Source organism: Ensifer sp. 22460 (genome assembly GCF_052044935.1).
Taxonomy (GTDB): Bacteria; Pseudomonadota; Alphaproteobacteria; order Rhizobiales; family Rhizobiaceae; genus Ensifer.
This window is the reverse complement of the sequence record NZ_JBQENZ010000009.1, coordinates 218,716-242,217: the sequence shown is the minus strand read 5'-3', so window position 1 is coordinate 242,217 and position 23,502 is coordinate 218,716. Positions and strand designations below refer to the sequence as shown.

Annotated in this window: 19 protein-coding genes; 13 read left to right on the top strand and 6 right to left on the bottom strand. The window is 62.9% G+C overall.

Annotation, left to right across the window (positions count from 1 at the left end):
• Positions 1-317, top strand: a 317-nt coding sequence (locus ACTJKM_RS14290; RefSeq protein WP_440660543.1) for a hypothetical protein, incomplete at its 5' end; no start/stop codon positions are given.
• Positions 318-415: 98 nt separating this feature from the next.
• Here ACTJKM_RS14290 and ACTJKM_RS14285 read toward each other — a convergent pair.
• Positions 416-1,360 (bottom strand): LysR family transcriptional regulator, encoded by a 945-nt coding sequence (locus ACTJKM_RS14285; RefSeq protein ID WP_192495151.1) that lies wholly within the window; start codon positions 1,358-1,360, stop codon positions 416-418.
• 229 nt (positions 1,361-1,589) lie between these two features.
• On the opposite strand from ACTJKM_RS14285, the gene ACTJKM_RS14280 reads away from it, so the two are divergent.
• Positions 1,590-3,185: a GMC family oxidoreductase gene (locus ACTJKM_RS14280; RefSeq protein ID WP_058325618.1), complete on the top strand. Its 1,596-nt coding sequence runs from the start codon at positions 1,590-1,592 to the stop codon at positions 3,183-3,185.
• A 214-nt stretch (positions 3,186-3,399) separates the two neighbouring features.
• Positions 3,400-4,437 (top strand): Tim44 domain-containing protein, encoded by a 1,038-nt coding sequence (locus tag ACTJKM_RS14275; RefSeq protein ID WP_113511610.1) that lies wholly within the window; start codon positions 3,400-3,402, stop codon positions 4,435-4,437.
• An 82-nt stretch (positions 4,438-4,519) separates the two neighbouring features.
• Here ACTJKM_RS14275 and ACTJKM_RS14270 read toward each other — a convergent pair whose 3' ends face one another.
• Positions 4,520-5,446, bottom strand: coding sequence for a LysR family transcriptional regulator (locus ACTJKM_RS14270; protein WP_440660541.1), 927 nt, complete (start codon positions 5,444-5,446; stop codon positions 4,520-4,522).
• 84 nt (positions 5,447-5,530) lie between these two features.
• Between ACTJKM_RS14270 and ACTJKM_RS14265 the strand changes: the two genes are divergently transcribed.
• The 8 genes from ACTJKM_RS14265 (at position 5,531) to ACTJKM_RS14230 (ending at position 13,421) form a co-directional block, all read left to right on the top strand.
• Positions 5,531-6,019, top strand: coding sequence for a DMT family transporter (locus ACTJKM_RS14265; protein WP_440660540.1), 489 nt, complete (start codon positions 5,531-5,533; stop codon positions 6,017-6,019).
• 146 nt (positions 6,020-6,165) lie between these two features.
• A complete protein-coding gene (locus ACTJKM_RS14260) occupies positions 6,166-7,644 on the top strand; it encodes an aldehyde dehydrogenase family protein (RefSeq protein ID WP_058321780.1) in 1,479 nt (492 codons plus the stop codon).
• A 118-nt stretch (positions 7,645-7,762) separates the two neighbouring features.
• A complete protein-coding gene (ppk2, locus tag ACTJKM_RS14255) occupies positions 7,763-8,683 on the top strand; it encodes a polyphosphate kinase 2 (RefSeq protein WP_057255075.1) in 921 nt (306 codons plus the stop codon).
• A gap of 224 nt (positions 8,684-8,907) precedes the next feature.
• Positions 8,908-9,750, top strand: a complete 843-nt coding sequence (locus tag ACTJKM_RS14250; protein ID WP_057255074.1) for a MurR/RpiR family transcriptional regulator — start codon at positions 8,908-8,910, stop codon at positions 9,748-9,750.
• A gap of 294 nt (positions 9,751-10,044) precedes the next feature.
• Entirely contained in the window at positions 10,045-11,508 is a 1,464-nt protein-coding gene (locus ACTJKM_RS14245) for an MFS transporter (protein WP_058325623.1), read from the top strand.
• On the top strand, positions 11,505-12,164 hold the full coding sequence (locus tag ACTJKM_RS14240; RefSeq protein ID WP_440660539.1) for an aspartate/glutamate racemase family protein: 660 nt from the start codon (positions 11,505-11,507) through the stop codon (positions 12,162-12,164). Before ACTJKM_RS14245 ends, ACTJKM_RS14240 begins: the two co-directional genes overlap by 4 nt.
• A 133-nt stretch (positions 12,165-12,297) precedes the next feature.
• Positions 12,298-12,888, top strand: a complete 591-nt coding sequence (locus ACTJKM_RS14235) for an ankyrin repeat domain-containing protein (protein ID WP_057255071.1) — start codon at positions 12,298-12,300, stop codon at positions 12,886-12,888.
• Between the two features lie 29 nt (positions 12,889-12,917).
• Positions 12,918-13,421: a YHS domain-containing (seleno)protein gene (locus tag ACTJKM_RS14230; protein ID WP_057255070.1), complete on the top strand. Its 504-nt coding sequence runs from the start codon at positions 12,918-12,920 to the stop codon at positions 13,419-13,421.
• A 90-nt stretch (positions 13,422-13,511) separates the two neighbouring features.
• Here the strand turns inward: ACTJKM_RS14230 and ACTJKM_RS14225 are convergent, their stop codons facing one another.
• Positions 13,512-15,728: a tetratricopeptide repeat protein gene (locus ACTJKM_RS14225; RefSeq protein WP_440660538.1), complete on the bottom strand. Its 2,217-nt coding sequence runs from the start codon at positions 15,726-15,728 to the stop codon at positions 13,512-13,514.
• Between the two features lie 258 nt (positions 15,729-15,986).
• Here ACTJKM_RS14225 and ACTJKM_RS14220 point away from each other — a divergent pair, with 258 nt between their 5' ends.
• Positions 15,987-16,985 carry a DUF1254 domain-containing protein gene (locus ACTJKM_RS14220; RefSeq protein WP_440660547.1) on the top strand — a complete coding sequence of 333 codons (999 nt, stop codon included), beginning with the start codon at positions 15,987-15,989 and terminating at the stop codon, positions 16,983-16,985.
• Between the two features lie 39 nt (positions 16,986-17,024).
• Entirely contained in the window at positions 17,025-17,831 is an 807-nt protein-coding gene (locus ACTJKM_RS14215) for an alpha/beta fold hydrolase (protein ID WP_440660536.1), read from the top strand.
• 76 nt (positions 17,832-17,907) lie between these two features.
• On the opposite strand, the gene metH is transcribed toward ACTJKM_RS14215, so the two are convergent.
• From metH to ACTJKM_RS14200, 3 genes are all read right to left on the bottom strand, one after another.
• Entirely contained in the window at positions 17,908-21,678 is a 3,771-nt protein-coding gene (gene metH / locus ACTJKM_RS14210) for a methionine synthase (protein ID WP_058325626.1), read from the bottom strand.
• Positions 21,679-21,842: 164 nt separating this feature from the next.
• Positions 21,843-22,991, bottom strand: a complete 1,149-nt coding sequence (locus ACTJKM_RS14205) for an AGE family epimerase/isomerase (RefSeq protein ID WP_373419845.1) — start codon at positions 22,989-22,991, stop codon at positions 21,843-21,845.
• Between the two features lie 15 nt (positions 22,992-23,006).
• The gene (locus ACTJKM_RS14200) at positions 23,007-23,501 is read right to left on the bottom strand and encodes a heme-degrading domain-containing protein (protein WP_057255066.1); all 495 of its coding nucleotides are present in this window, start codon (positions 23,499-23,501) and stop codon (positions 23,007-23,009) included.
• Position 23,502: the final 1 nt, after the last annotated feature.

Below are 23,502 nucleotides of genomic sequence, written 5' to 3'. Positions count from 1 at the left end.
GAAAGAACCCTTTCGAGTTCCTCACGAGCTCCGCCGCCCACGTTTCTCTTTCTCTATATTCAATTGTCAAAAAACCGACGAACTCACCGTCCGTCAAACCGTTTCCTCAAAGCCCGAAACTCGCGTCCCAGACCCCAAAATCAGCCTCAGCCAACCAGGGAAACTCTAGAGCGAAGGTCGTCGTCGCCAGCAGCGCCGCCGCCCTCGTCAGTGATCGGGCTTATAGACCCCCATCCTCACAGACGTCAACAGCGATCTTCAAAAAAACTTCAAAAAAGAACAAGCCATTGAATCTAAATGACTATTTCGACTGTTGATAAACTCTGTCGATTTCGAGGAGCGGAAACACGGGCGTTTGCGGCGCAAATCACCCCTTGGCCACGAAGAGACCCATCCCGGCATCACTCGACACGGATTACGATCGCGATATGCGCCGCATGCCCGTCATCAGCGACGCAGTTTCCCGGGTGAAATCCGCCCGGTGTTCCCGAACGATCTGCATCAGGAATTCGCGCACCGCCCTTACCCGCGGCACCGCGACCAGATCCCGGTGGCAAACCAGCCAATAGGTGCGCTTGAGCTCAATCTCTTCAGGCAGGACGATCTCCAAGTCTTCTTCCTGCTGCGCGATGAAGTACGGCAGCACGCATAGTCCCAGCCCCTGCCGCACAGCCTTTAGCTGCGTCAGGATGCTCGAACTCTGGAAATGAGCATGCAGGCCCGGCTGGAGTTCTCCCAGATAATCGAGGCCCGGCGCAAAGATCATGTCTTCGATATACCCGACGAAGCGGTGCGCGGCGAGGTCGTTGCGTCCGGTGATCGGCGGATGTTTCGAGAGATAGCTGCGCGCGCCATAGACATGCAGCGTATAGGGCGTCAGCACCTCGGATTGGTAAGGTCCGGCTTTCGGCGCCGTCAGCGCCACCTGGATATCCGCTTCCTTGCGCGATAGCGACATGATCTGCTGGATCGCCACCAGTTCCAGCGAGACGTTCGGATAGTTTTCGGCAAAATCCGCCAACCGATCGGCCAGGAAGAAATTGCCGAAGCCTTCAAGCGTGCTCAACCTCACGACGCCGCGCTGCGCCGTCAGGCCATCATTGATGTCGAGCTGCAATTGTTCGGTCTCGCGCTCGATCCGCTCGGCGGTTTCGATGAAACGCTTGCCCATGCCGGTCAACACGTAGCCGCGCGGATTGCGCTCGAACAGCTTGACCTTGAGCGCGAACTCCAGCCGATCGATGCGACGCGAGACCGTGGCATGGCTGGTCCTCAGGCGTCGGGCCGCCGTCGACAATTGTCCGGTACGGGCAACCGCGAGAAAGAACTGCAGATCGTCCCAGGTGAAATTCGGATTCATCGCCACCCCCATCTGTTCGAAAATGAACAGATCCTGTTTCGCAATTTACGGTCCAGGCCGCTTGCATCCAAGCGGTTTTTTCCGGATTGTAGTCGCCGGAGCCGACATCTGAGGAGCATGTCTGGCCAATTATGAACAGAACGAAACGGCACCGCCATCCGCGCAGAGGAGCCCGCGTACATTCCTACGCGCCCGTTTCGCGGCGGTTCCCGAACACCAAGAGAACCCAATGGACACGTTCGACTATATCGTCGTCGGGGCGGGTAGCGCCGGCTGCGTGCTTGCCAATCGCCTTTCCGAAAACTTGAGCCATCGCGTGCTGCTGCTCGAGGCCGGCGGCCGCGACAACTACCACTGGATCCACATTCCGGTCGGCTATCTCTACTGCATCAACAATCCGCGCACCGACTGGTGCTTTACGACGGCCGCCGAAGAGGGCCTCAACGGCCGTTCCCTCGGCTATCCCCGCGGCAAGGTGCTTGGCGGCTGCTCCTCGATCAACGGCATGATCTACATGCGCGGCCAGGCGCGCGACTACGACCATTGGCGCCAGCTCGGCTGCACCGGCTGGGGCTGGGACGACGTGCTGCCGCTCTTCAAGAAGTCGGAGGACCACTATAAGGGTGCCAACGACATGCACGGCGCTGGCGGCGAATGGCGGGTGGAAAGGGCCCGCGTGCGCTGGGACGTGCTCGACGCGTTCCAGAAAGCCGCCACCGAAGCCGGCATTCCCGAAACGCCGGATTTCAACCGCGGCAGCAACGAAGGCTCCGGCTATTTCGACGTCAACCAGCGCTCCGGCATCCGCTGGAACACGGCGAAGGCGTTCCTGCGCCCGGCGCAGAAGCGCGGCAACCTGACGGTTCTGACCAAGGCGCATGTGCGCAAGCTGATCATCGAAGGCGACCGCGTCGCCGGTGTCGAGTTCCAGCATGATGGCACGGTCAAACGCGCCCGCGCAGCCCGCGAGACCGTGCTTTCCGCCGGCGCGATCGGCTCGCCGCAGATCCTTGAGCTCTCCGGCATCGGCCGCGGCGACGTGCTTCAGGCCAACGGCATCGAGGTCCGCCACGAACGCGCGAACGTCGGCGAGAACTTGCAGGATCATCTGCAGCTGCGCATGGCCTACAAGGTGACGGGCGTGCCGACGCTCAACGAAAAGGCCAATTCACTCTTCGGCAAGGCGTCGATCGGGCTGGAATATCTGCTGAAACGCTCCGGGCCGATGGCGATGGCACCAAGCCAGCTCGGGATCTTCACCCGGTCCGGCCCGGAGAAGGAAACGCCCGACCTGCAATATCACGTGCAGCCGGTCTCGCTCGACAAGTTCGGCGAACCTGTTCATTCTTTCCCGGCGATCACCGCCAGCGTTTGCAATCTGCGCCCGGAAAGCCGCGGCTCGGTGCACCTCAAAGGCCCGGACTTCGCCGCGGCACCGGACATCCGGCCGCGCTACCTGACCGCAGAGGCCGATCGCAACGTCGCCGTCAGCGCCATCCGCCTGACGCGGCAGATCGTCAAACAGCCCTCCTTCGCCCGCTTCAACCCGGTCGAGTTCAAACCGGGGCCATCCTACGAGACGGAGGACGACCTGAAGCGCGCCGCCGGCGATATCGGCACGACGATCTTTCATCCGGTCGGGACCTGCCGCATGGGCGCTGACGCTGAAAGCGTTGTCGATCCCGAACTGCGCCTTCGCGGCCTCAAGGGGTTGCGCATCGCCGACGCCTCGATCATGCCGACGATCACCTCGGGCAACACCAATTCGCCGACGATCATGATCGCCGAAAAGGCCGCCGCCATGATCCTGGCAGCCAATCGCTAGCGAAAATGCGGGGTGGTTTTGCGTCAACGAATGCGACATCCAATGTGATCGAAGGTGCTGATTCGACGCCGGATTCGGCCCGGAGAGCGGCAGCGGATAACGGTAAACTGGCCGAAATACGAGGCGAAACGCTTAAATCACGGGCCTTGAACCCCTATATCAGGCCCTGATGGCTCAGTTTTGAGCCCAAGCAAGAATAGGGGTTGTGATGGCAATGCAGCGATTTGGGCGTCTTGGACGAGCTCTGGCAATGATGGCGATTGGCTTGACCGTCGCGTTGACAGTTGTAGACGTCGCCGAAGCGCGGCGTTCGGGTGGCGGTTTCGGTAGCCGCGGCACCCGCACCTTCTCGCAGCCGCCCGTTACCCGCACGGCGCCGACCAACGCGGCACCGATCGACCGCTCGATGACGCCGCGCCAGGACGCCGGCCCCACCGCCACCAATCCGGCGGCCGGCCAGACGCGCCCGAACGCTACCCAGCCGAACGCCCGTCCGGGCTTCTTCAGCGGCTTTGGCGGCTCGCTGCTCGGCGGCCTCATGGTCGGCGGCCTGATCGGCATGCTGATGGGCGGCGGCTTCGGCGGTGCGGCCGGTTTCCTCGGCCTGATCGTGCAGATGCTCCTCATCGGCGGTCTGATCATGCTTGCCATGCGCTTCTTCGGCCGCAACCGCCAGCAGACGGCCTATGCGGGCCCGTCCGAGCGGTCGTCGGCTCAGCCGAACGGCATGCCGTCGTTCAAGATTCCGAGCATCGGTGGCGCCCAGGCCGGCGGTCAGGCGAACGCGCGCCCGACGGCAGCACCTGCACCGGCCCCCGTCACCGACGGCCCGGCTGACGAAATCGGCGTCCAGCAGGCCGACCTCGAACAGTTCGAAAAGATGCTGAAGGACGTGCAGGCGGCCTACGCCGCTGAAGACTACGGCACGTTGCGTCGCCTGACGACGCCGGAAGCCATGTCCTACCTCGCCGAAGAGCTGAGCGACAACGCGACGAGCGGCGTCAAGAACGATGTGCGCGACGTGCACCTTGTCCAGGGCGACGTGGCCGAGGCCTGGTCCGAAAACGGGACCCACTACGCGACCGTTGCCATGCGTTACGAAAGCATCGACGTGATGCGAGACCGCGCCACGGGCAAGGTCATCAGCGGTGATCCGGACAAGCTGACCGAAGCGGTCGAGCTCTGGACCTTCGTCCGCAAGCCGGGCGCGGAATGGCAGGTTTCGGCGATCCAGGGCGTCAGCCACGACTGACGCGAAACAGAGTCTATGAGAAAGGCCCGGTCGGCATCGCCGCACCGGGCCTTTTCATTTTCAGGATCACATTTTCCCACGATCAAACGATGGCCGGAACCGACTCCGATGGCGCGAGAATGTGGGTGATCAGATCCCGGAGCCAGCGGTGGGCGGGATCGCCGTCGCGCCGTCGATGCCAGATCTGACGGAACGAAAAAGACGGGATGGCGAAGGGCGGATCGAAGACGGTCAGTGACCCGGCCTCAGCATCACGCGGTAGGATGCGGCGTGCCACCGTAAGCACCATGTCCGTGCCGAGAACCAGGCCGGGCGCAGCACTCCAATGGGGCAGCGCCAGCACGATGCGGCGTTTGTGCCCCGCGGCCGCCAGCGCCAGGTCGATCTCGTTGCCGGTGTCGCCGCGCAGCGAAACGAGAATATGCGGCCGCTCCAGATAGGCCGTCAAATCCATCGCCTTTTCGCCACCAAGGCTCGCGCCATCTGCCAGGCAGGCGAAGTGTTCCTTAAACAGGAGCGATGTCCTCAGATCCTCGACCAGCGTCGGAAACACCCCGAGCGCCAGATCGATCTCGCCGTCGACAACTTGCGACATCATCACTTCGCGGCTCGCCTGGCTGACGATGAGATCGACGTACGGCGCTTGCCGGCGCAGCACCGCCATCAAGCGCGGCAGCAGAACGAGGGCGGCGTAGTCGGACATCGCGAGCCGAAAGATATGGCGCTCCATTGCCGGATCGAACGGCTGAGAGCCCATGAGCTGGCGCATGTGCGCCAGGGCCTCGGCAAGCTGTGGCGCGATCTCCAGCGCCCGCACCGTCGGTTCAAGCTGTCCGCCATGGCGCACCAGCAAGGGATCGTCGAAAAGAGCTCGCAAGCGCGCCAGCGCATGACTGACCGCCGGCTGGCTCTTGTTCAGCCGCAGGGCCGCACGCGACACATGGCGTTCCGCCAGCAGCGCATCGAGCACCACCAGCAAGTTCAGGTCGATTCCACCGAGATTATTCATGGGGCGAATGTAACACGTACGAAATTTGAATTTCCATTCCTGACATCGATACGAGAGGATGAGGCAATCAAGAAGGAAAAAACAATGCCCACTCTCTCCTCCCTCCTCATGCTTGCCGCGGCGATCTTCGCCGGCGCCGTCGTCCCCCTCCAGGCCGGCGCCAATGCCAACCTTGGCCGCCTCCTCGGCCATCCGCTCTGGGCGACCACCGTCTCGCTCGGTGTCAGTCTCGCGCTCATCCTGCCGATGCTGATCGCGTTGCGGGCGCCGTTGCCCAGCCTTGCGGCGGCATTCAAGGGTCCGTGGTGGATCTGGATCGGCGGCGCCGCCGGCGTGATCTATATGACCGCTGCTCTCCTCCTTGCGCCGAAGCTCGGCGCGGCAAGCTTCATCGTCGGCGTCATCGCCGGCCAGATGGCGGTCTCCCTGCTGATCGATCACTTCGGCCTGATGGGTTTCCCCGCAAAGCCGGTCAATGCGGCGCGACTGACCGGCCTGCTCTTCATCGTCGGCGGCATGGTGATTACACAGATCGCCAATGTTGTTCCGGCATTGGCCAACGCAACGCGATAGCGGATAGCCTCAAAGCATGGCGCGGGCGGCTACCGACCGCTGAGCGACGTCTCCGAACCAAAAAGATCAACGCCAGCCGTAACTTGCGACTGGCGCGCTTTGCATAGACTGGCCATACTTGCTCCGGGCTAAAAAGGGGTTATGGCATGCAGGATCGGCTGTTCATTGGCGGAAAATGGGAAAAACCGCGGCGCGGCGGCACGCTCGACGTGGTCGACCCGGCAACGGAAGAGGTCATCCACCGGGCGCCGGCCGCGACCTATGAAGACGTGGACAGAGCCGCTAAGGCCGCCCGCATCGCCTTCGACAGCGGTTCCTGGCCGAAACTGTCAGGCACTGAGCGTGCCGTCTATCTCCGGGCGATCGCTGCGAAGATCGAAGAGAAGCGCCACTCGCTGGCGCGGCTCGAAGTCGCCGACAACGGCAAGCCGCTGCCTGAGGCGCTCTGGGACATCGACGACGCCGCCGGCTGCTTCCGCTTCTATGCCGGCCTCGCAGAGGAACTGGACGCCGATCCGGAGGAGACGATCCCCGTCGGCGACAGCCGCTTCACCGCACGCGCCGTGCGCGAGCCACTCGGCGTGGTCGGTGCCATCACGCCCTGGAACTATCCGCTGCTGATGGTCTCCTGGAAAGTGGCGCCGGCGCTTGCCGCCGGCTGCACCATCGTGCTCAAACCCTCGGAACTGACGCCTCTGACGGCGCTTGAGCTTGGCGTCATTGCCGAGGAAGTCGGGCTGCCGCCCGGCGTGCTCAATATCCTCACCGGCACCGGCCAGGATGCCGGCCAGCCGCTCACCGAGCATCCGCTGATCGACAAGCTCGCCTTCACCGGCTCTGTCGTGACCGGCCGCAAGGTGATGATGGCCGGCGCTCAGGACATCAAGAATGTCAGCCTCGAACTCGGCGGCAAGTCGCCCTTCGTCGTCTTTGCCGACAGCGACATCGACAAGGCCGTCGAATGGATCATGTTCGGCATCTTCTGGAACCAGGGCCAGGTCTGTTCGGCAACCTCGCGGGTGCTGGTCGAGGAGGAGATTTACGAGACCGTCGTCAGCCGTCTTTGCGAAGAGGCCGCGAAGATCAAGATCGGCAATGGCCTGGAGGACGGCACGTTGCTCGGGCCGATCGTTTCGAGAGGTCAATACGACAAGGTTATCGGCGCCATCGATCGCGCCCGGCAGGACGGTGCCACGGTCGCTGCAGGCGGTGGCCGCCCGGCCGGCCTCAACAGCGGTTACTTCCTCGAGCCGACCGTGCTGACCGACATGCGCGAAGACAGCTTCGTCTGGCGCGAGGAGATCTTCGGCCCAGTCGTCTGCGTCAAGCCGTTCCGCGAAGAGGCGGACGCGATCCGCATGGCCAATGACAGCCGCTTCGGTCTCGCGGCGGCTGTCATGTCGGCTGACCGCGAGCGTTGCGAACGCGTCGCCCGGGCTTTTCGCGCCGGTATCGTCTGGATCAACTGCTCGCAGCCGACCTTCCCCGAGGCTCCCTGGGGCGGCTACAAGCAATCGGGCATCGGCCGCGAGCTCGGCCGCTGGGGCCTTTCGAACTATCTCGAGACCAAGCAGATCACCAGCTTCGACACCGACGAACCCTGGGGCTGGTATATGAAGGGATAGGGACGATCAGGGGCGCAGAAGCGCCCGGCGTCAAATTCCTTTCATGCGTCTGTGAAATAAGCCGACTAACGATAGAATTTGCAAAGCTGTCGGTGGACACATCGTATCGGAGGGTCAGATGAACAGGTCGAACGACGAGATCGAGACGCAGGACTGGCTGGAAGCGGAACTGGCCGACACGCTCGACGAAGACTACGAACTCGAGCTTTCAGAACCGGCGCTCTCTGAGGAGATCCGCAAGATCTATCGCAAGAGCCACCCGCCGACGATCCCGCGCATCGATTACTTCCGCGCGCTGCTGAAGCTGCAGTCGGAGCTGATCAAGCTGCAGGACTGGGTGGTCTACCACAAGGAAAAAGTGGTGGTGATCTTCGAGGGGCGTGACTCCGCCGGCAAGGGCGGCGTCATCAAGCGCATCACCCAGAGGCTCAATCCGCGCGTCGTGCGCGTCGTCGCGCTGCCGGCACCCTCCGACCGTGAAAAGACGCAATGGTATTTCCAGCGCTACGTGCCGCATTTGCCGGCCGGCGGCGAGATCGTGCTCTTCGACCGCTCCTGGTACAACCGCTCCGGCGTCGAGCGGGTCATGGGCTTTGCCGCCGAAGATCAGGTCGAGCAGTTCTTCAACGACGTCCCTGAATTCGAGCGCATGCTGGTGCGTTCGGGCATTCGGCTGGTCAAGTACTGGTTCTCGATCACCGATGAAGAACAGCAGATGCGCTTCCTTGTGCGCATCCATGATCCGCTGAAGCAGTGGAAGCTGTCGCCCATGGACCTGCAATCGCGGGTGCGCTGGGAGGGCTATACCAAGGCCAAGGAAGAGACCTTCGCCCGCACCAACATTCCGGAAGCGCCCTGGCATATCGTCGAAGGAAACGACAAGAAGCGTGCCCGGCTCAACTGCATCGATCATCTTCTGACGCAGTTCCCCTACGAGGAGGTGCCGCACGAGGAAATCTCGCTGCCGGAACGCGTCTTCAACCCGGATTACGAGCGCAAGGTGCTGCCGCCGGAACTCTACGTGCCGTCGAAGTACTGACGGCGGGGCTACTGCATGTCTCCTTAAATCGACCTCGATTTAAGGACGAAGACATGCAGCAAATCAAAGTGCTACAGCGACCTTCGCGCGTCTGATAAGACGCGCGGCGCTGTAGGACCTTCCCCCGTTCCCAGTTGAAAGCGAGGCGGCACCCGCCCGCCTCGCTTGCAATATCCTCTCGAAAATCAGAGATTGCCGTGAAACGACAGTTTCATGGAATCGACATGAGCCCCAAAGAACGCTCCTTCCTCACGCGCGTCCGCCAGGTGCTGCCGGAGCTGCATCCGGCCGAGCGGCGGCTGGGGGATTTCCTTTGCGATTTTCCCGGCGAGGTCGCGAGCTACTCGGCCCAGGAGCTGGCGGCGCTGGCGCATGTGTCGAAGGCGACCGTCTCCCGCTTCATCCAGCGCTTGGGCTACGACAACTACGAGGAGGCGCGCCGTCATGCTCGCGCCGACAAGCAGACGGGCTCGCGGCTGTTCCTTGCGACTGCCACCGACAGCGGCGGCGAACAGTCGCTCTCCTCACATGTGGCGCAAGGCGTGGCCAACATCGAGGCGACCTTTCTCGCCATCTCCGAGACCCAGGTGACGGCGGCGGCAAACGCCATTCTCGGCGCCCGCAAGGTCTGGGTCATCGGCTTCCGCGCCAGTCATTCCTTCGCCACCTATCTGCAATGGCAGATGACCCAGGTGGTCGAGCACATCGCCGCCATCCCCGGCGGCGGCCAGACGCTCGGCGAACATCTGGTCAGCATCGGCCGCGACGATGTCGTGATCCTCTTCGGGCTGCGCCGGCGCGTCTCCCTCATGGAGCCGATTCTCGGACAGCTGGAAAAATCCGGCGCGCGGCTGCTCTACATCACCGACGAGGGCGTGCCCTTCCTCAACCAGGCGGAATGGCATTTCCGCTGCCAGACACTGGCGCCAGGCCCCCTCTTCAACCACGTCTCGGTCATGGCGCTCTGCCATCTCTTGACGACACGATGCATCGAAATCGCCGGCACTGCCGGTCGAAATCGGCTGCGTGGCATCGAAGCCATCAACGATGCGCTCGAGGAATTGTGAGCGTAGATTGGGCAGCGGCCTGAAACGCCAGATTATTTTTTGCACATAAGAAATCTCAGTTTCGTTCGCTTGCGACACGACAGCCAGCCTCCAAGCCGCTGACTGCAAAAGAGAAACTGTGGTTTCTCTTGAGATGGCACGAAACCTGCATTCCACGAATTTTATGCAGCGAAGGGCTCCTTCCTTTCGCAGTGCATCACAGAATCTTCTATGAAACCTCAGTTTCATGATGTAGATTTCATGAAACTGAGTTTTCACATTTTCACGTTGTTAAGCCATAAAGGGGAACGAACCATGGCAGCGGAAAATATGGTGCCGTCCGGCAGGTCATCGCCGGTCATCAGACAGTTGGAATCAGCCTTCACCAAAATTGGCGTCACCGGCGCCCACAAGCAGATCCTCGCCCTCGTGCTCATCGGCTGCCTGTTCGACAGCTTCGAGCAGAACACCATCGGCGTCGCCGGCCCGATCCTGAAGGAACATTGGGGGCTCACAGGCACCGACATCGGCTTCCTCAACACCATCACCTTCGGCAGCGCCGCCATCGGCCGCCTGCTCTCCGGTATCCTTGGCGACCGCTACGGCCGCCGCGTGATGCTGACCATCAACCTCCTGCTTTTCACCATCGGTTCGGCCGCCTGCGCCATGGCGCCGAACTTCGCCACCCTCTGCTTTGCCCGCGCCATCGTCGGCTTCGGGGTCGGCGGCGAGATCTCCACGGCGGTCACGATGCTGTCGGAATTCTGCTCGCCAAAATTCCGCGGCACGGCAGCCGGCCTCGTCAATGTCGGTGCTGGCGGTTTCGGCAACTTCCTGGCACCTGCCTTCGGCCTGATGATCTTCACCCTCTTCCCGGGTGAAAACAGCTGGCGCTGGCTTTTCGCCTCGCTTGCTCTGCCGGCCCTGCTTGTCGTCTTCTATCGCCGTTTCGTGCCGGAAACACCGCGTTTCCTGGCATCACAGGGCAAGATCGACGAGGCCAATAAGGTGCTTTCGATCCTCGCCTCCGGGTCGCTGCGCCCGCGCAACCTCAAGGTCCAGGAATATCTGACCAAGGACCACCTCAAGGACCAAGAACCGGCCAAGAGCGACTGGAAGGAACTCTTCCGCGCGCCCTTCATCGGCCGCACCGTCCCGGTCGCCATCGCCATCCTGATGAGCTACGGCGCCCAGCTCTCGGTGCTCACCTTGATGCCGATCATCTTCGTGTCCATGGGCTACACGCTCCAGGGAAGCCTGCTCTACAGCATGATCATCCAGAGCGGCAGTGTGCTCGGTGCTATCGCCGCCTCGATGTTCGGCTATTACTTCCCGCGCAAGAGGGTGCTGACCCTGGGTGCCGTCTTCGCCTGCCTTGCGGCGGTCTCGATCGCCTATCTCGGCACCAACATCTATCTGGTGCTGATGTTCGGCGCGATCTTCCAGTTCTTCGTGCTCTTGCTCAACACCTCGATCTGGATCTATGCGCCCGAACTCTTCCCGACCCGCATCCGCGCCTTCGGCGTGGCGCTGATCCTGGCAACCGGCTCGGCCGCGGGCTCCTTCATCCCAACCATCGCCGGCGCGCTCTTCGACGTCTACGGCATGGTCGGGGTCTTCGGTCTCGCCGCCGGCATGTATGCGGTCTTCGCCTTCTGCATCCAGCTCGGGCCCGAGACCTATGGCATGTCGATGGAAGACCTGACCCAGCCTGCCGATGCCGACCTCGCAAAGGCTGACACTTCTGAAATCAAAGTCGGCGCGGAACTGAGAACGTGAGTGCACATATCCTTCTGATTAACCCGAACAGCTCGCTTGCCACCAGCGACATGATGGTCTCCATCGCACGCCGGGCTGCATCAGGACGCATGGCCGTGGCAGTCGCCACGGCCATGCGGAACCCGCCGATGATCGTGACGCCCGAGCAGTTGGATGCGGCCGCTGCCGAGGTCGTCGAGATCGGCGAAAGGCATGAGGCTGGATGCCTCGGTATTGTCGTCAGCGCCTTCGGCGATCCCGGCCTTGCCGCCCTCAAACGCCGCCTCGCGATCCCCGTGATCGGCATCTGCGAGGCCTCGATGATCGAGGCCTCGCAGGACGGCCGCAAGTTCGGCGTCGCCACCACGACGCCGGAATTGATCCAGGCGATCGACGACCGCGCCCGCGATCTCGGCGTCTGGGACCAGTATACCGGCATCCGCTGCACGTCAGGCGACCCGCTCGCGCTCTCCACCCACCCCGAGCGCCTGCTGGAAGCCCTCGGCGACGCCGTCCGTCAGTGTGTTGAATTGGATGGCGCCGAGGCCGTCATCATCGGTGGCGGCCCGCTCGGCCAGGCGGCCGAACAGCTCCAGCCGCTGTTCCCGACGCCGATCATCGCGCCCATTCCGAGCGCGATCGACCGCATGCTCGACCTGATGCAGGTCGCCGCCTGACAGGCATTCATCATCGCAGCCACCCAAAAGGAGTATGGATCAGGCAACGGTAACGCCTGTTTCCACCGGTCGCCCTGTGGTATTTTCGCTCTTTCCAATTGGGCAAGACCGAAGCTGGGGCGGAGGTTGCGCGATGAAATCTATCCTGGCAGCATTCGTCGCGGTGGCGTCCTTTGCTGCGGTGGCCATGGCCGGCCCTTTGCATGACGCGGCCCGGGACGGCGACACGGAGCGCGTCAAGCAGTTGCTCGATCAGGGAACCGACATAACCGAGCCCGATGCGGCCGGCGAGCCGGCGCTGTTGATTGCCGCTCTGAAAGGACGCACCGAGGTTGTCGCGCTCCTCATCGAGCGCGGCGGCGACATCGAGATCCGCAACAAGGGCGGCCTGACGGCCCTGCACGCCGCCGCCTATGGCGGCAATCTCGAAACCGTCAAACTGCTCGTCGCCAAGGGTGCTGCTGTCAACGACGTCGCCAACTTCTACAAGATGTCGCCACTGCATGCGGCAGCCGAAGAGGGCCACGCCGAGATCGTGGCTTTCCTGCTGACCAACAAGGCCGACATCGAGGCCAAGGAACGCAACGGCTACACGCCGCTGACGCAAGCGGGGTGGCGCTCCCACTGGCCGGCCGCCGAGCTGTTGCTGAAGGCTGGAGCCACCTGCCAGAAGGCCGACCTCGTCGGCGACTGGCTCTACGGCGAATGCACCAAGCGACAATAACAAGCACATCCGGAAACGGAGGACATGGCATGTCTCGACACTCCATACCATTTGCGACCGCGGCGACGGCGGTGCTGCTCGCATTCGCCAGTCCGGCGTTGGCGGAAGAACCCGTCAACACCGGCTATTTCGGCGACGTGGCGATCAAGGGTTATGATCCGGTCGCCTACTTTACAGAGAACAAGGCGGTCGAAGGATCGCCAGAATTCAGCTATCGCTGGCTCGGCGCCACCTGGCAGTTCGCCAGCGCCGAGCACCGTGACCAGTTCATCAAGGAACCCACCCGCTATGCGCCGCAATATGGCGGCTACTGCGCCGACGGCGTCTCCTTTGGCACGGTGACGACCAACATCGACCCCAAGGCCTGGCGCATCATCGAGGACAAGCTGTACCTCAGCTACGATCCGGGCGCTGCTGACGGCCTTGTGAAGAATCCGAACAAGGTGGTCGATTCGCGCAAGCACTGGTCCGAGGTCGAGCAGACGCTGCTCACTGAAAAGGCGTCGATCAACTGGACGAAGCCCTCGCCCTAAAGCAGTTCCAGGAAAAGTGTGTAGCGGTTTTCCGTCCAGAACAGCGTCAATTGAGTGAATCGGAGTGCCTTCGATGCCGGGTGACTGCCGTCACCGCTCGATCGAGAAGAACTTCAGCGCCTGCGGCGTGACGTTGATGTAGTCCGCCGTGCGCTCGCCCTTTGCCGTGTTGCGGTAGACGTAGCCGCAAACCATGCGGTCGAGGAAATATCCGTCATGCTTCTCGCAGAGCTGGTTGCCCTTCACCTCGATGCGGCCGGTGATGTTCGTATTGCTGGTGCGGTAGGCGGTGTTACCGTCCTTGTCGAAGAACTGCGCGAAGCTCGTGCCGTTCTTGTGCACGCCAACCCAGGTCTTGTCATCGGTCAGTTGCTTGAGTTCCGCCGGGCCAAGCCGGTCGCTGGCAGCGCCAACAAAGCCGAAGGGCCATTCCGGAATGCCAGCGACACGCAGGCCGAAAAGGTGACGATAGAGGTCCTCTTCGCGCCAGTAGTCATAGAGATAGCTATAATAGGTCAGGTTGGTGTCCGGAAAGAGTTTTAGCAGTTCCGCGGCTACTGCCGCTGCGCTCTGCTGATCGCCGCGCTGGGCATAGGCCGAGGCGAGATACTCCTTCACGGCTTCCGCCTTCGGCAGCGTCTCGCGCGCCGCTTCGATCAATGGGATCGCCTTTTCGAGTCGGCGCGTGGTGTAGTAGACGATGCCCGCCAGAAGCTGCAGGCTCGATGAGGGCGACGGATCGAGCCTGAGTGCCCGTTCGATATCGTCTAAGGCCTGCTCGTGCTCCCCGGTCTGGGCAAGGACCAGCGCCAGATTGGCGAGCGCCTCGGCATCGTTGGGCTGCATGGAGACGGCCCTGAGCGCCGATTCCTTTGCCTCCGAAGCGCGTCCATCGACGAGCTGCAGCAACGCCAGCACCGTATGGGCGCGCGCATTGTTGGCGTCGAGTTTCAGCGCCTGCCCGGCCGCATCATAGGCGATCTTGCGCGCCACCGCCGCCGACCAGAGATAGTTGTAGTCGTTGCGCCAGACGTCGACCGCGATGCGGGCTATGCCGGCATGAGCATCGGCGAAATCGGGATCGAGATCGATCGCCCGCTGGTAAAAGGCGAGTGTCTGACGATTGGTCTCGACATCGCGCCAGATAAGGCCCTGCTGCTCGGCGCGCATGTAGTTGTCATAGGCTTCGAGATTATCGGTGGGGATCCGTGCCAACCGGTCGCGCTCGCCCTCGCTGAGCTTGACCTCAAGCGCGGCAATGATCTTGCCGATGACGTCATCCTGAACGGCGAAGAGATCGGCATATTGGCGGTCGTAGCGCTCCGCCCAGAGCGACAACCCGCTCACCGCGTCGAAGAGCTTGACGTTGATGCGCAGCCGCTGGTCGGCCCGCTGCAGCGTGCCCTCCAGCACATAATGCACGCCGAGTTCGGCCGCCACGTCCTGGATCTTGGTGGCGCTCCCTTTGAGCGCAAACACCGAGTGCCGGGCGATGACGAAGAGGCCGGACACTTTGGACAATTCGGTGATGAGATCGTCGGTCAGTCCCTCGGCCAAGTGGTCGTGGTCGCTGTCGCCGCTGACATTGATGAAGGGCAGCACCGCGACGGAAGGCTGGTCCGGCAGGGGATAGGCGAAACGCTGCGCCGGGCCGTCCTGCCCGATCCATGTCCACGGCTGCCACCAGGCGAGCGCGGCTGAAATTGCGATCGCCGCAAGCCCGGCCACCAGCCCCTTTACCCAGACAGTCTTTCGCCGGTTTTTCTCAACAACCGTCCTGCCCGCGGCTTCCGGGTCCAGGAGCACGCGGTAGACCCGTGTCGGATCGCCGAGCCCCTTGACCGGCTGCTGCCCGAGCGACACGAAACCGGCCTTAAGCTTCGAGCTGACCTGGTCATAGGCCGTGCCGGATATCGCAATGCCGCCAGGCTCGGCCAATCCCTGCACCCGGTCGGCGATATTGACGCCATCGCCATGGATGTCGTCGCCCTCGACGATGATATCGCCGAGATTGATACCGATGCGGAAATCCAGCCTCTCGCCACCTGGCCCCTTGTCGGCTTCTGCCGCCTTGCGCCTCTGGATTTCGATTGCGCACTGCGTCGCATCGACAACGCTGCGGAACTCGACGAGCAGCCCGTCGCCCATCGTCTTCACCAGACGCCCGTGATGCTCGATAAAAAACGGCTCCAGGATGTTGGAAAGGTCCGACTGGAATCGCAGGCGCGTCCCTTCCTCGTCCAGCCGACTCAGGCGGCTGTAACCGACGACATCCGCGATCAGGACGGCAGCGAGACGGCGCTCCATCGACGAGCTCTCAACGTACGATGTACTCCAACACAGATGTTACCGCAGCTTGGCAGACGGCGCCATCGGCGCGGTCCGGCGATGGCGCCCCGCGTGCGTCGTAACCGTTACGTACTTGCGGTTCCCCGTCGAACTGGCACGATTTTGGGCGACCATCGGATGGAGTTTGCCACGCTAGGTGACGAAGCGAGCACCGCCGATGCAGCGCGGCAACTGACTGAGAAGGATCCGAGCATGATGTATTGTCGTTCGCTCTTCATGGCCGGCGCACTGGTGATGGCCGTCGCCACACAATCAACCGCCGCCGACCCCGTCACGGTCGGCGTCGACAACTTCGTCCGCGCCGAGAGCGACATGTATGCGGCCAGCATGGTCAAGGACGGCGCCTTCGGCAAATTCCTGCACCGGCGCGAGCCCGCTTCGATCGACAACCAGACCGTCATTCGCCTCAACCGCGACACGCTCTATTCGTCGGCCGTGTTCGATCTCGATGCCGGGCCGGTTACCATCACCATGCCGGACGCGGGAAAACGCTTCATGTCGCTGCAGGTGATCAACGAGGATCACTACGTGCCCGAGGTCGTCTACGGCGCCGGCGAGACGACGCTGACGAAGGAAAAGGTCGGCACGCGCTACGTCGTCGTCGGCATCCGCACGCTCGTCGATCCGGCCGACCCGAAGGACATCGCCGAGGTTCACACCCTGCAGGACGCGATCAAGGCCAGCCAGCAGAAGGAAGGCAAGTTCGAGATCCCGGCCTGGGATCCGGCGAGCCAGAAGAAAGTGCGCGAAGCGCTGCTTGCGCTCGGCGCCACCATGCCGGACTTCAAGAGGGCCTTCGGCACCAAGGACGAAGTCGATCCGATCCGCCATCTGATCGGCACCGCGACCGGCTGGGGCGGCAATCCCGACAAGGACGCGACCTATCTGAACATTACCCCGGCCGAGAACGACGGCAAGACGATCTACAAGCTTAACGTCAAGGATGTGCCGGTCGATGCCTTCTGGTCGGTCAGCGTCTACGACGCGCAAGGCTTCTACGAGAAGAACCGGTATGATGCCTATACCATCAACAACATCACCGCAAAGAAGGGCGACGATGGCAGCGTCTCGATCCAGTTCGGCGGCTGCGACGGCAAGATCCCCAACTGCCTGCCTGTGGTCGACGGCTGGAACTATACCGTGCGGCTCTACCGGCCCCGGAAGGAGATTCTCGACGGTTCCTGGCACTTTCCCGAGCCGCAACCGGTGAACTAAGCTTCCCGCGTCGCGAATCAGGCAGCGGAGCCCGCGTGCATGGAATTCCAGGACGACGACCTTGCTGCATTTGCCGAACATGGCGCAGCGCCCCTGCCGGCCGCAACTGTCGAGGGCCATGTCGAGCGCGATGGTGCGCGCATCTGGTACGCGGCCTATGGCCAGGGCACCCCGGTGATCCTGCTGCATGGTGGCCTCGGCCACAGCGGCAACTGGGGCTTTCAGGTCCCGGCACTGCTTGGGGCCGGCCACCGCGTCATCCTGATCGACAGCCGCGGCCACGGCCGCAGTACCCGCGACACCAGGCCCTACACCTACGAACTGATGGCATTGGACGTGCTCGCCGTCATGGACCGGCTGGAGCTTCAAAAAGCAGCCTTTGCCGGCTGGAGCGACGGCGCCTGCATTGCGCTCGTCCTCGCCTCGAGGGCGCCGCAGCGTGCCGCCGGCGTCTTCTTCTTCGCCTGTAACATGGACCCGAGCGGAACCAAGGAAATCGAGCCGAGCCCGGTGCTCGACCGGTGCTTCGGCCGCCATTCGAGCGACTACAGACAGCTATCGGCAACGCCGGATGATTTCGGCGCCTTCGTCGACGCCGTCAGCGAGATGCAGAAGACCGAGCCGAACTACACGGCCGAAGAGCTCGGCAAGATCCGCGTGCCGGTCGCGATCGTCCAGAGCGAGCACGACGAGTTCATCAAGCGCGAGCACGCGGACTATCTGGTGTGCAGCATTCCCGGCGCCGAGTTCATCCTGCTCCCCGGCGTCAGCCACTTCGCCCCGCTGCAGCGGCCGGACCGCTTCAACGTCGCGCTCACCAGTTTCCTGGCCAATTTGCCGAGCTAGTCCCGTCGCAGCGAGCCGCGCCCGCCACGGGCAATGACGAGCCCGGATCGGCTCGCCATCATGCCATCTCGCGTCGTTACTCGGCCGCCTCACTCTCCGGCATCGGCACGTAGTTGAGGATCGGCGACAGCCAGCGCTCGACCTCGCGCACCGGCATGCGCTTGCGTGTCGCGTAATCCTCGATCTGGTCGCGCTCCACCTTGGCGACACCGAAGTAATAGGCCTCGGGGTGGCCGATATAGAGGCCGGATACCGACGAACCCGGCCACATCGCATAGCTCTCCGTCAGGCTGACGCCGATCGCTGCCTCCGCATCGAGCAGCCGGAAGAGCGTCGCCTTTTCCGTATGGTCGGGCTGCGCCGGATAGCCCGGCGCCGGACGGATGCCGGTGTAGGGCTCGCCGATCAGATCCTGCGGCGTGAAGACCTCGTCGGCCGCATAGCCCCAGAGTTCCTTGCGCACATATTCATGCATGCGCTCGGCAAAGGCCTCGGCAAAACGGTCGGCCAGCGCCTTGACCAGGATCGAGGAGTAGTCGTCGTTGGCACGCTCGAAGCGCTCGGCAATCGCCACTTCCTCGATGCCGGCAGTGACGACGAAACCACCGACATAGTCGTTGGAGCCGCTGTCGGCAGGGGCGACGAAGTCGGAAAGGGCCACATTCGGGCGACCGTCGCGCTTCGTCAGCTGCTGGCGCAGGGTGAAGAAGGTCGCAAGCTCAGACGCCCGATCTTCGCCGGCGAAGAGCCGGATGTCGTCGCCGACGGTGCCGGCCGGCCAGAAGCCGACCACGGCCTTCGGCGCGAACCACTTCTCCTCGATGATCTGCGCAAGCATCGCCTGGGCGTCGTCGAACAGTTGCCGGGCGGCCGCACCTTGCGCCTCGTCCTCCAGGATCCTCGGATAAACGCCCTTCAGTTCCCAGGTCTGGAAGAACGGCGTCCAGTCGATGTAGCGGGCGAGTTCCGCCAGATCCCAGCTCTCGAAGACCCGCGTGCCGAGGAAGGACGGCGCCTTCGCCTGATAGGCAGACCAGTCGACCTTGTGCTGGTTGGCGCGCGCCTGCGACAAAGGCAGCCGTCGCTTTTCCGCTTCGTTGCGGGCATGCGCCTCTGCAACCTTGCGGTATTCCGCCCGGACGGTCTCCATATAGTTGCCCCGTGCCTCCGGCGACAGGAGGCTCGAAACCACGCCGACGGCGCGGCTGGCATCGGTGACATAGACAGTCTGGCCACGATCGTAGCGCGGATTGATCTTGACCGCCGTATGGACGCGGCTGGTCGTCGCGCCGCCGATCAAAAGCGGAATGTCGAAGCCTTCGCGCTCGAGTTCGGAGGCGACATGCACCATTTCGTCGAGCGACGGGGTGATGAGCCCCGAAAGGCCGATGATATCGACCTTCCGCTCGCGCGCCACGTCGAGGATCTTCGCCGAAGGCACCATGACGCCAAGATCGATGATCTCGTAATTGTTGCAGGCGAGCACGACGCCGACGATGTTCTTGCCGATGTCGTGCACGTCGCCCTTGACCGTCGCCATCAGGATCTTGCCGGCGCTTTCGCGCGCTTCGCCGCCATTGGCAAGCTTCTCCGCCTCCATGTGCGGCAGCAGCACGGCAACCGCCTGCTTCATGACGCGTGCGGATTTCACCACCTGCGGCAGGAACATCTTGCCGGAACCGAAGAGGTCGCCGACGACGTTCATGCCGGCCATCAGCGGACCCTCAATAACGTGCAGCGGCCGCGCGGCGGTTAGCCGGGCCTCTTCGGTGTCGACCTCAATATACTCCGTGATGCCGTTGACCAGCGCGTGCTCAAGACGTTTTTCGACCGACCATTCCCGCCAGGAGAGATCCTTCTCGCGCCCCTGTGAACCACCCTGACCACGATAACGCTCGGCGATTTCAAGCATGCGCTCGGTCGAATCGGCGCGGCGGTTGAGCACCACGTCCTCGCAGGCCTCGCGCAGCTCCGGATCGATCGCATCATAGACGGCAAGCTGGCCGGCATTGACGATGCCCATATCCATGCCCGCCTGGATGGCGTGATAGAGGAAAACGGCATGCATCGCCTCCCGCACCGGCTCGTTGCCGCGGAAGGAGAAGGAAAGGTTGGAGACACCGCCGGAGATATGCACATGCGGCAGCGTGGCGATGATTTCGCGCGTCGCCTCGATGAAGTCGACGCCGTAATTGTTGTGCTCCTCGATGCCGGTCGCCACCGCAAAGATGTTCGGGTCGAAGATGATGTCCTCGGGCGGGAAGCCGGCCTCTTCCGTCAGGAGCTTGTAGGCGCGGCTGCAGATCTCGACCTTGCGCGCCTTGGTATCGGCCTGACCGACCTCGTCGAAGGCCATGATGACGACGGCGGCGCCATAGGCGCGGCAGAGTTTCGCGTGGTGCAGGAAAGCCTCTTCGCCTTCCTTCATGGAAATGGAATTGACCAGCGGCTTGCCCTGAACGCATTTTAGGCCCGCCTCGATCACTTCCCATTTCGACGAGTCGATCATCACGGGCACGCGGGCGATATCCGGCTCGGAGGCGACGAGGTTCAGGAACTCGATCATCGCCTGCTTCGAATCGATCAGGCCCTCGTCCATGTTGATGTCGATGATCTGGGCACCGTTCGCCACCTGGTCGCGCGCGACATCGAGTGCGGCCGAATAGTCGCCGGCGGTGATCAGTTTGCGGAACTTGGCCGAACCGGTGACGTTGGTGCGCTCGCCGACGTTGACGAAGGGAATGTCCGCGGTCAGCGTGAACGGTTCCAGGCCGGAGAGCCGCATCAGCGGTTCGACCTTGGGGATCTCGCGCGGCGGATGCTTGGCAACCGCTCTCGCAATCGCGCTGATATGAGCCGGCGTCGAGCCGCAGCAGCCGCCGACGATGTTGAGGAGGCCATCGCGCGCGAAGGCTTCCACTTGGGCGGCCATCTGCTCGGGTGTTTCGTCATACTGGCCGAACTCGTTCGGCAGACCGGCATTCGGATAGGCGCAGACAAGGGTATCGGCAACGCCCGAGAGCTCGTCGATATGGGCGCGCATGGCATTGGCGCCGAGCGCGCAATTGAGCCCGATGGTGAACGGATCGGCATGGCGAACGGAATGCCAGAAGGCGGTCGGCGTCTGGCCGGAAAGCGTGCGGCCCGAAAGGTCGGTGATCGTGCCTGAGATCATCACAGGCAGCTCGATGCCCTTTTCGGCGAAGACTTCCTTGGTGGCGAAGATCGCGGCCTTGGCGTTCAGCGTATCGAAAATCGTCTCGATCAGGATGATATCGGCGCCGCCGTCGATCAGCCCGCGGATCTGTTCGGCATAGGCGATCCTGAGGTCGTCGAAGGTGACGGCGCGATAACCGGGATTGTTGACGTCAGGCGAGATCGACGCCGTGCGGTTGGTCGGTCCGAGCGCGCCGGCGACGAAGCGCCGGCGGCCGTCCTCGGCCTCGGCACGCTTGGCGGCACGGCGCGCCAGCCGGGCGCCGTCGCGGTTGAGCTCATAGACCATGTCCTCCATGCCATAGTCGGCCTGGGCGATGCGGGTCGAGGAGAAGGTGTTGGTCTCGAGGATGTCGGCGCCGGCGATCGCATAGGCGTAGTGAATGTCCTCGATCGCCTTCGGCTGCGTCAGCGTCAGAAGATCGTTGTTGCCCTGCTGATGACACGCGCAGCCGCCGAACCGGTCACCACGGAAATGCTGCTCGATAAAGCCGAGCTGCTGGATCTCCGTGCCCATCGCGCCGTCCATGATCAGGATGCGTTCACTCGCCGCCCGACGCAGCGCCTCTTTGATCTCGGAGCCGTCCGGCTTGGAGGAAACGTCACCGAAAAGGGCGCCGATGGCGGACATGGGAAATCTCCCGTTCTGAAAACGACAAACAATAATCGAGTCAATCACATAAAGATATCTTTATGTCAACATATGGCGCGATCACATTTGGCCATCTGGACAAAGAAAATGGCCCGCCGCGATTGCGACGGGCCATTATGAAAGGACCTGCTCCGGACGGCAAATCAAAGCCGTGCCAGGCAATCCTCGGTTTCGTATATGGCGCAGAGGATGTGATAGAAGCTGCTGGCCGGTGCAGGCTCGTCAACGAAGCTGCCATCGGCCTTCTGCTTGTCGCGCCAGAGACCCGCGACCGGGGTCTCCAGGAAAGTCTGAAGCGCTGCCGCCGCCCGCGCAGCCGAAGCGAGATAACGCTCCCGCTCGGCGCCGCCGGTCAGCGCCGCGAAACGAACCGCGGCCTTCAGCCACTCGGTCTGCGGCCAGAGCCGCGCGATCGGGTCGGCCACCGAGAGATCGTCGAGAAGCGTCATGATCGCAACGTTGCGGTTCGCGCAGATGCCGTGCGCCTCGCCGATATCGAAGAGCCGCCGCGCTTTCACGATCGCCTCGGCGCTGCCGCGGCGTTCCGCCCAGCGCAACAGCAGCCAGGCCCATTCGAAGAGATGACCGGGCTCGACGATGCGGCCCTTGTCGCCGGCAATCGGCGCCCAGTCGTGATCGAAGAACTCACGCAGGACGCCGGTCTCAGCGTCGATGAAATGATCCATCGCCAGATCCGCAATCTCGTCAGCGAGATTGGCCCAGGCGACCTGATCGAAGCCCTCGACCGCCTCGCTGGCGAGGCACGCCTCGAAGAGATGCATGTGCGGGTTGGAGCAAAGCGGCAGCCGTGGGGGATTGTCTTCCTCGAAACCCGCAACCGGATGCTTGACATGCGCCTCGATCCGAGACCGAAGATCATTGCTGCGTTCGATCATTTCGGCCTTCCGTGCCGGCACGACCTCAGCGAGATAGGCGAAGGCGAGCAGCGCGAAGGCCTGGTTGTAGAGATCGAAGGATCCGTCGAGCAAATTGCCATCCGCATCGGCGAGCGCGCCGTAGAAGCCGCTCGGCTGCTTGAAGACGCGATCGAAATAGGCAAGCCCGCCTTCGGCAGCGCCGCACCAATCGCCGGACCAGCCGCGTCGGCCGGCTTCGGCAAAGCAATAGACCTGCCGCGGCTGGACGCGCGCGCGCCTGTTGGCGCGCGTCGGTTCACCCGCCATGTCGATCGTCTCGACGAAGCCGCCTGGGGAATCGACACCCTTGTCGCGCCATAGCGGCAGGGCCTTGTCGGCGAGCCATTGCGAAAGAGCCTGGGACTGAGACAAAATATCGCCTGACAACACTCAGCCCTCAAGCTTCAACGCGTCATGATCCTTGCCGAGCAAGGACGAAAGCGCTTCGACGACCATGTTGTGGTCCTCGCGCTGCGGCAGGCCGGAAACCGTGACCGCACCGATGCAGCCGGTGCCTTTGACGACGATCGGGAAGCTGCCGCCATGCGCGGCGTAATCAGCATCGGCAAGCCCGAGCTTTGCCTGCAGATTCGTCTGTGCCTTGGCGAGCTCGCGGCCCGTGGCATAGCTGCTCTTGAACAGCCGGAAGACCGTGTTGCGCTTGCGGCGCACCCAGTTCGGATTGTCGGGCGTCGCCCCTTCGAGCGCGGCGTAGAACACCGGCATCGAAAACAGCGTGATGTCGATGACGACGCCGAGCTTGCGCTCGACCGCCATCTTGCGCAGCAGCGCGCCGAGCTCCCAGGCCGTTTCGAGGTCGAAGCGCTCGAACTGCAATTCCTGTTCCTGCCGCGCGATGCGGCCCAAGTCCTTGTCGATATTCATG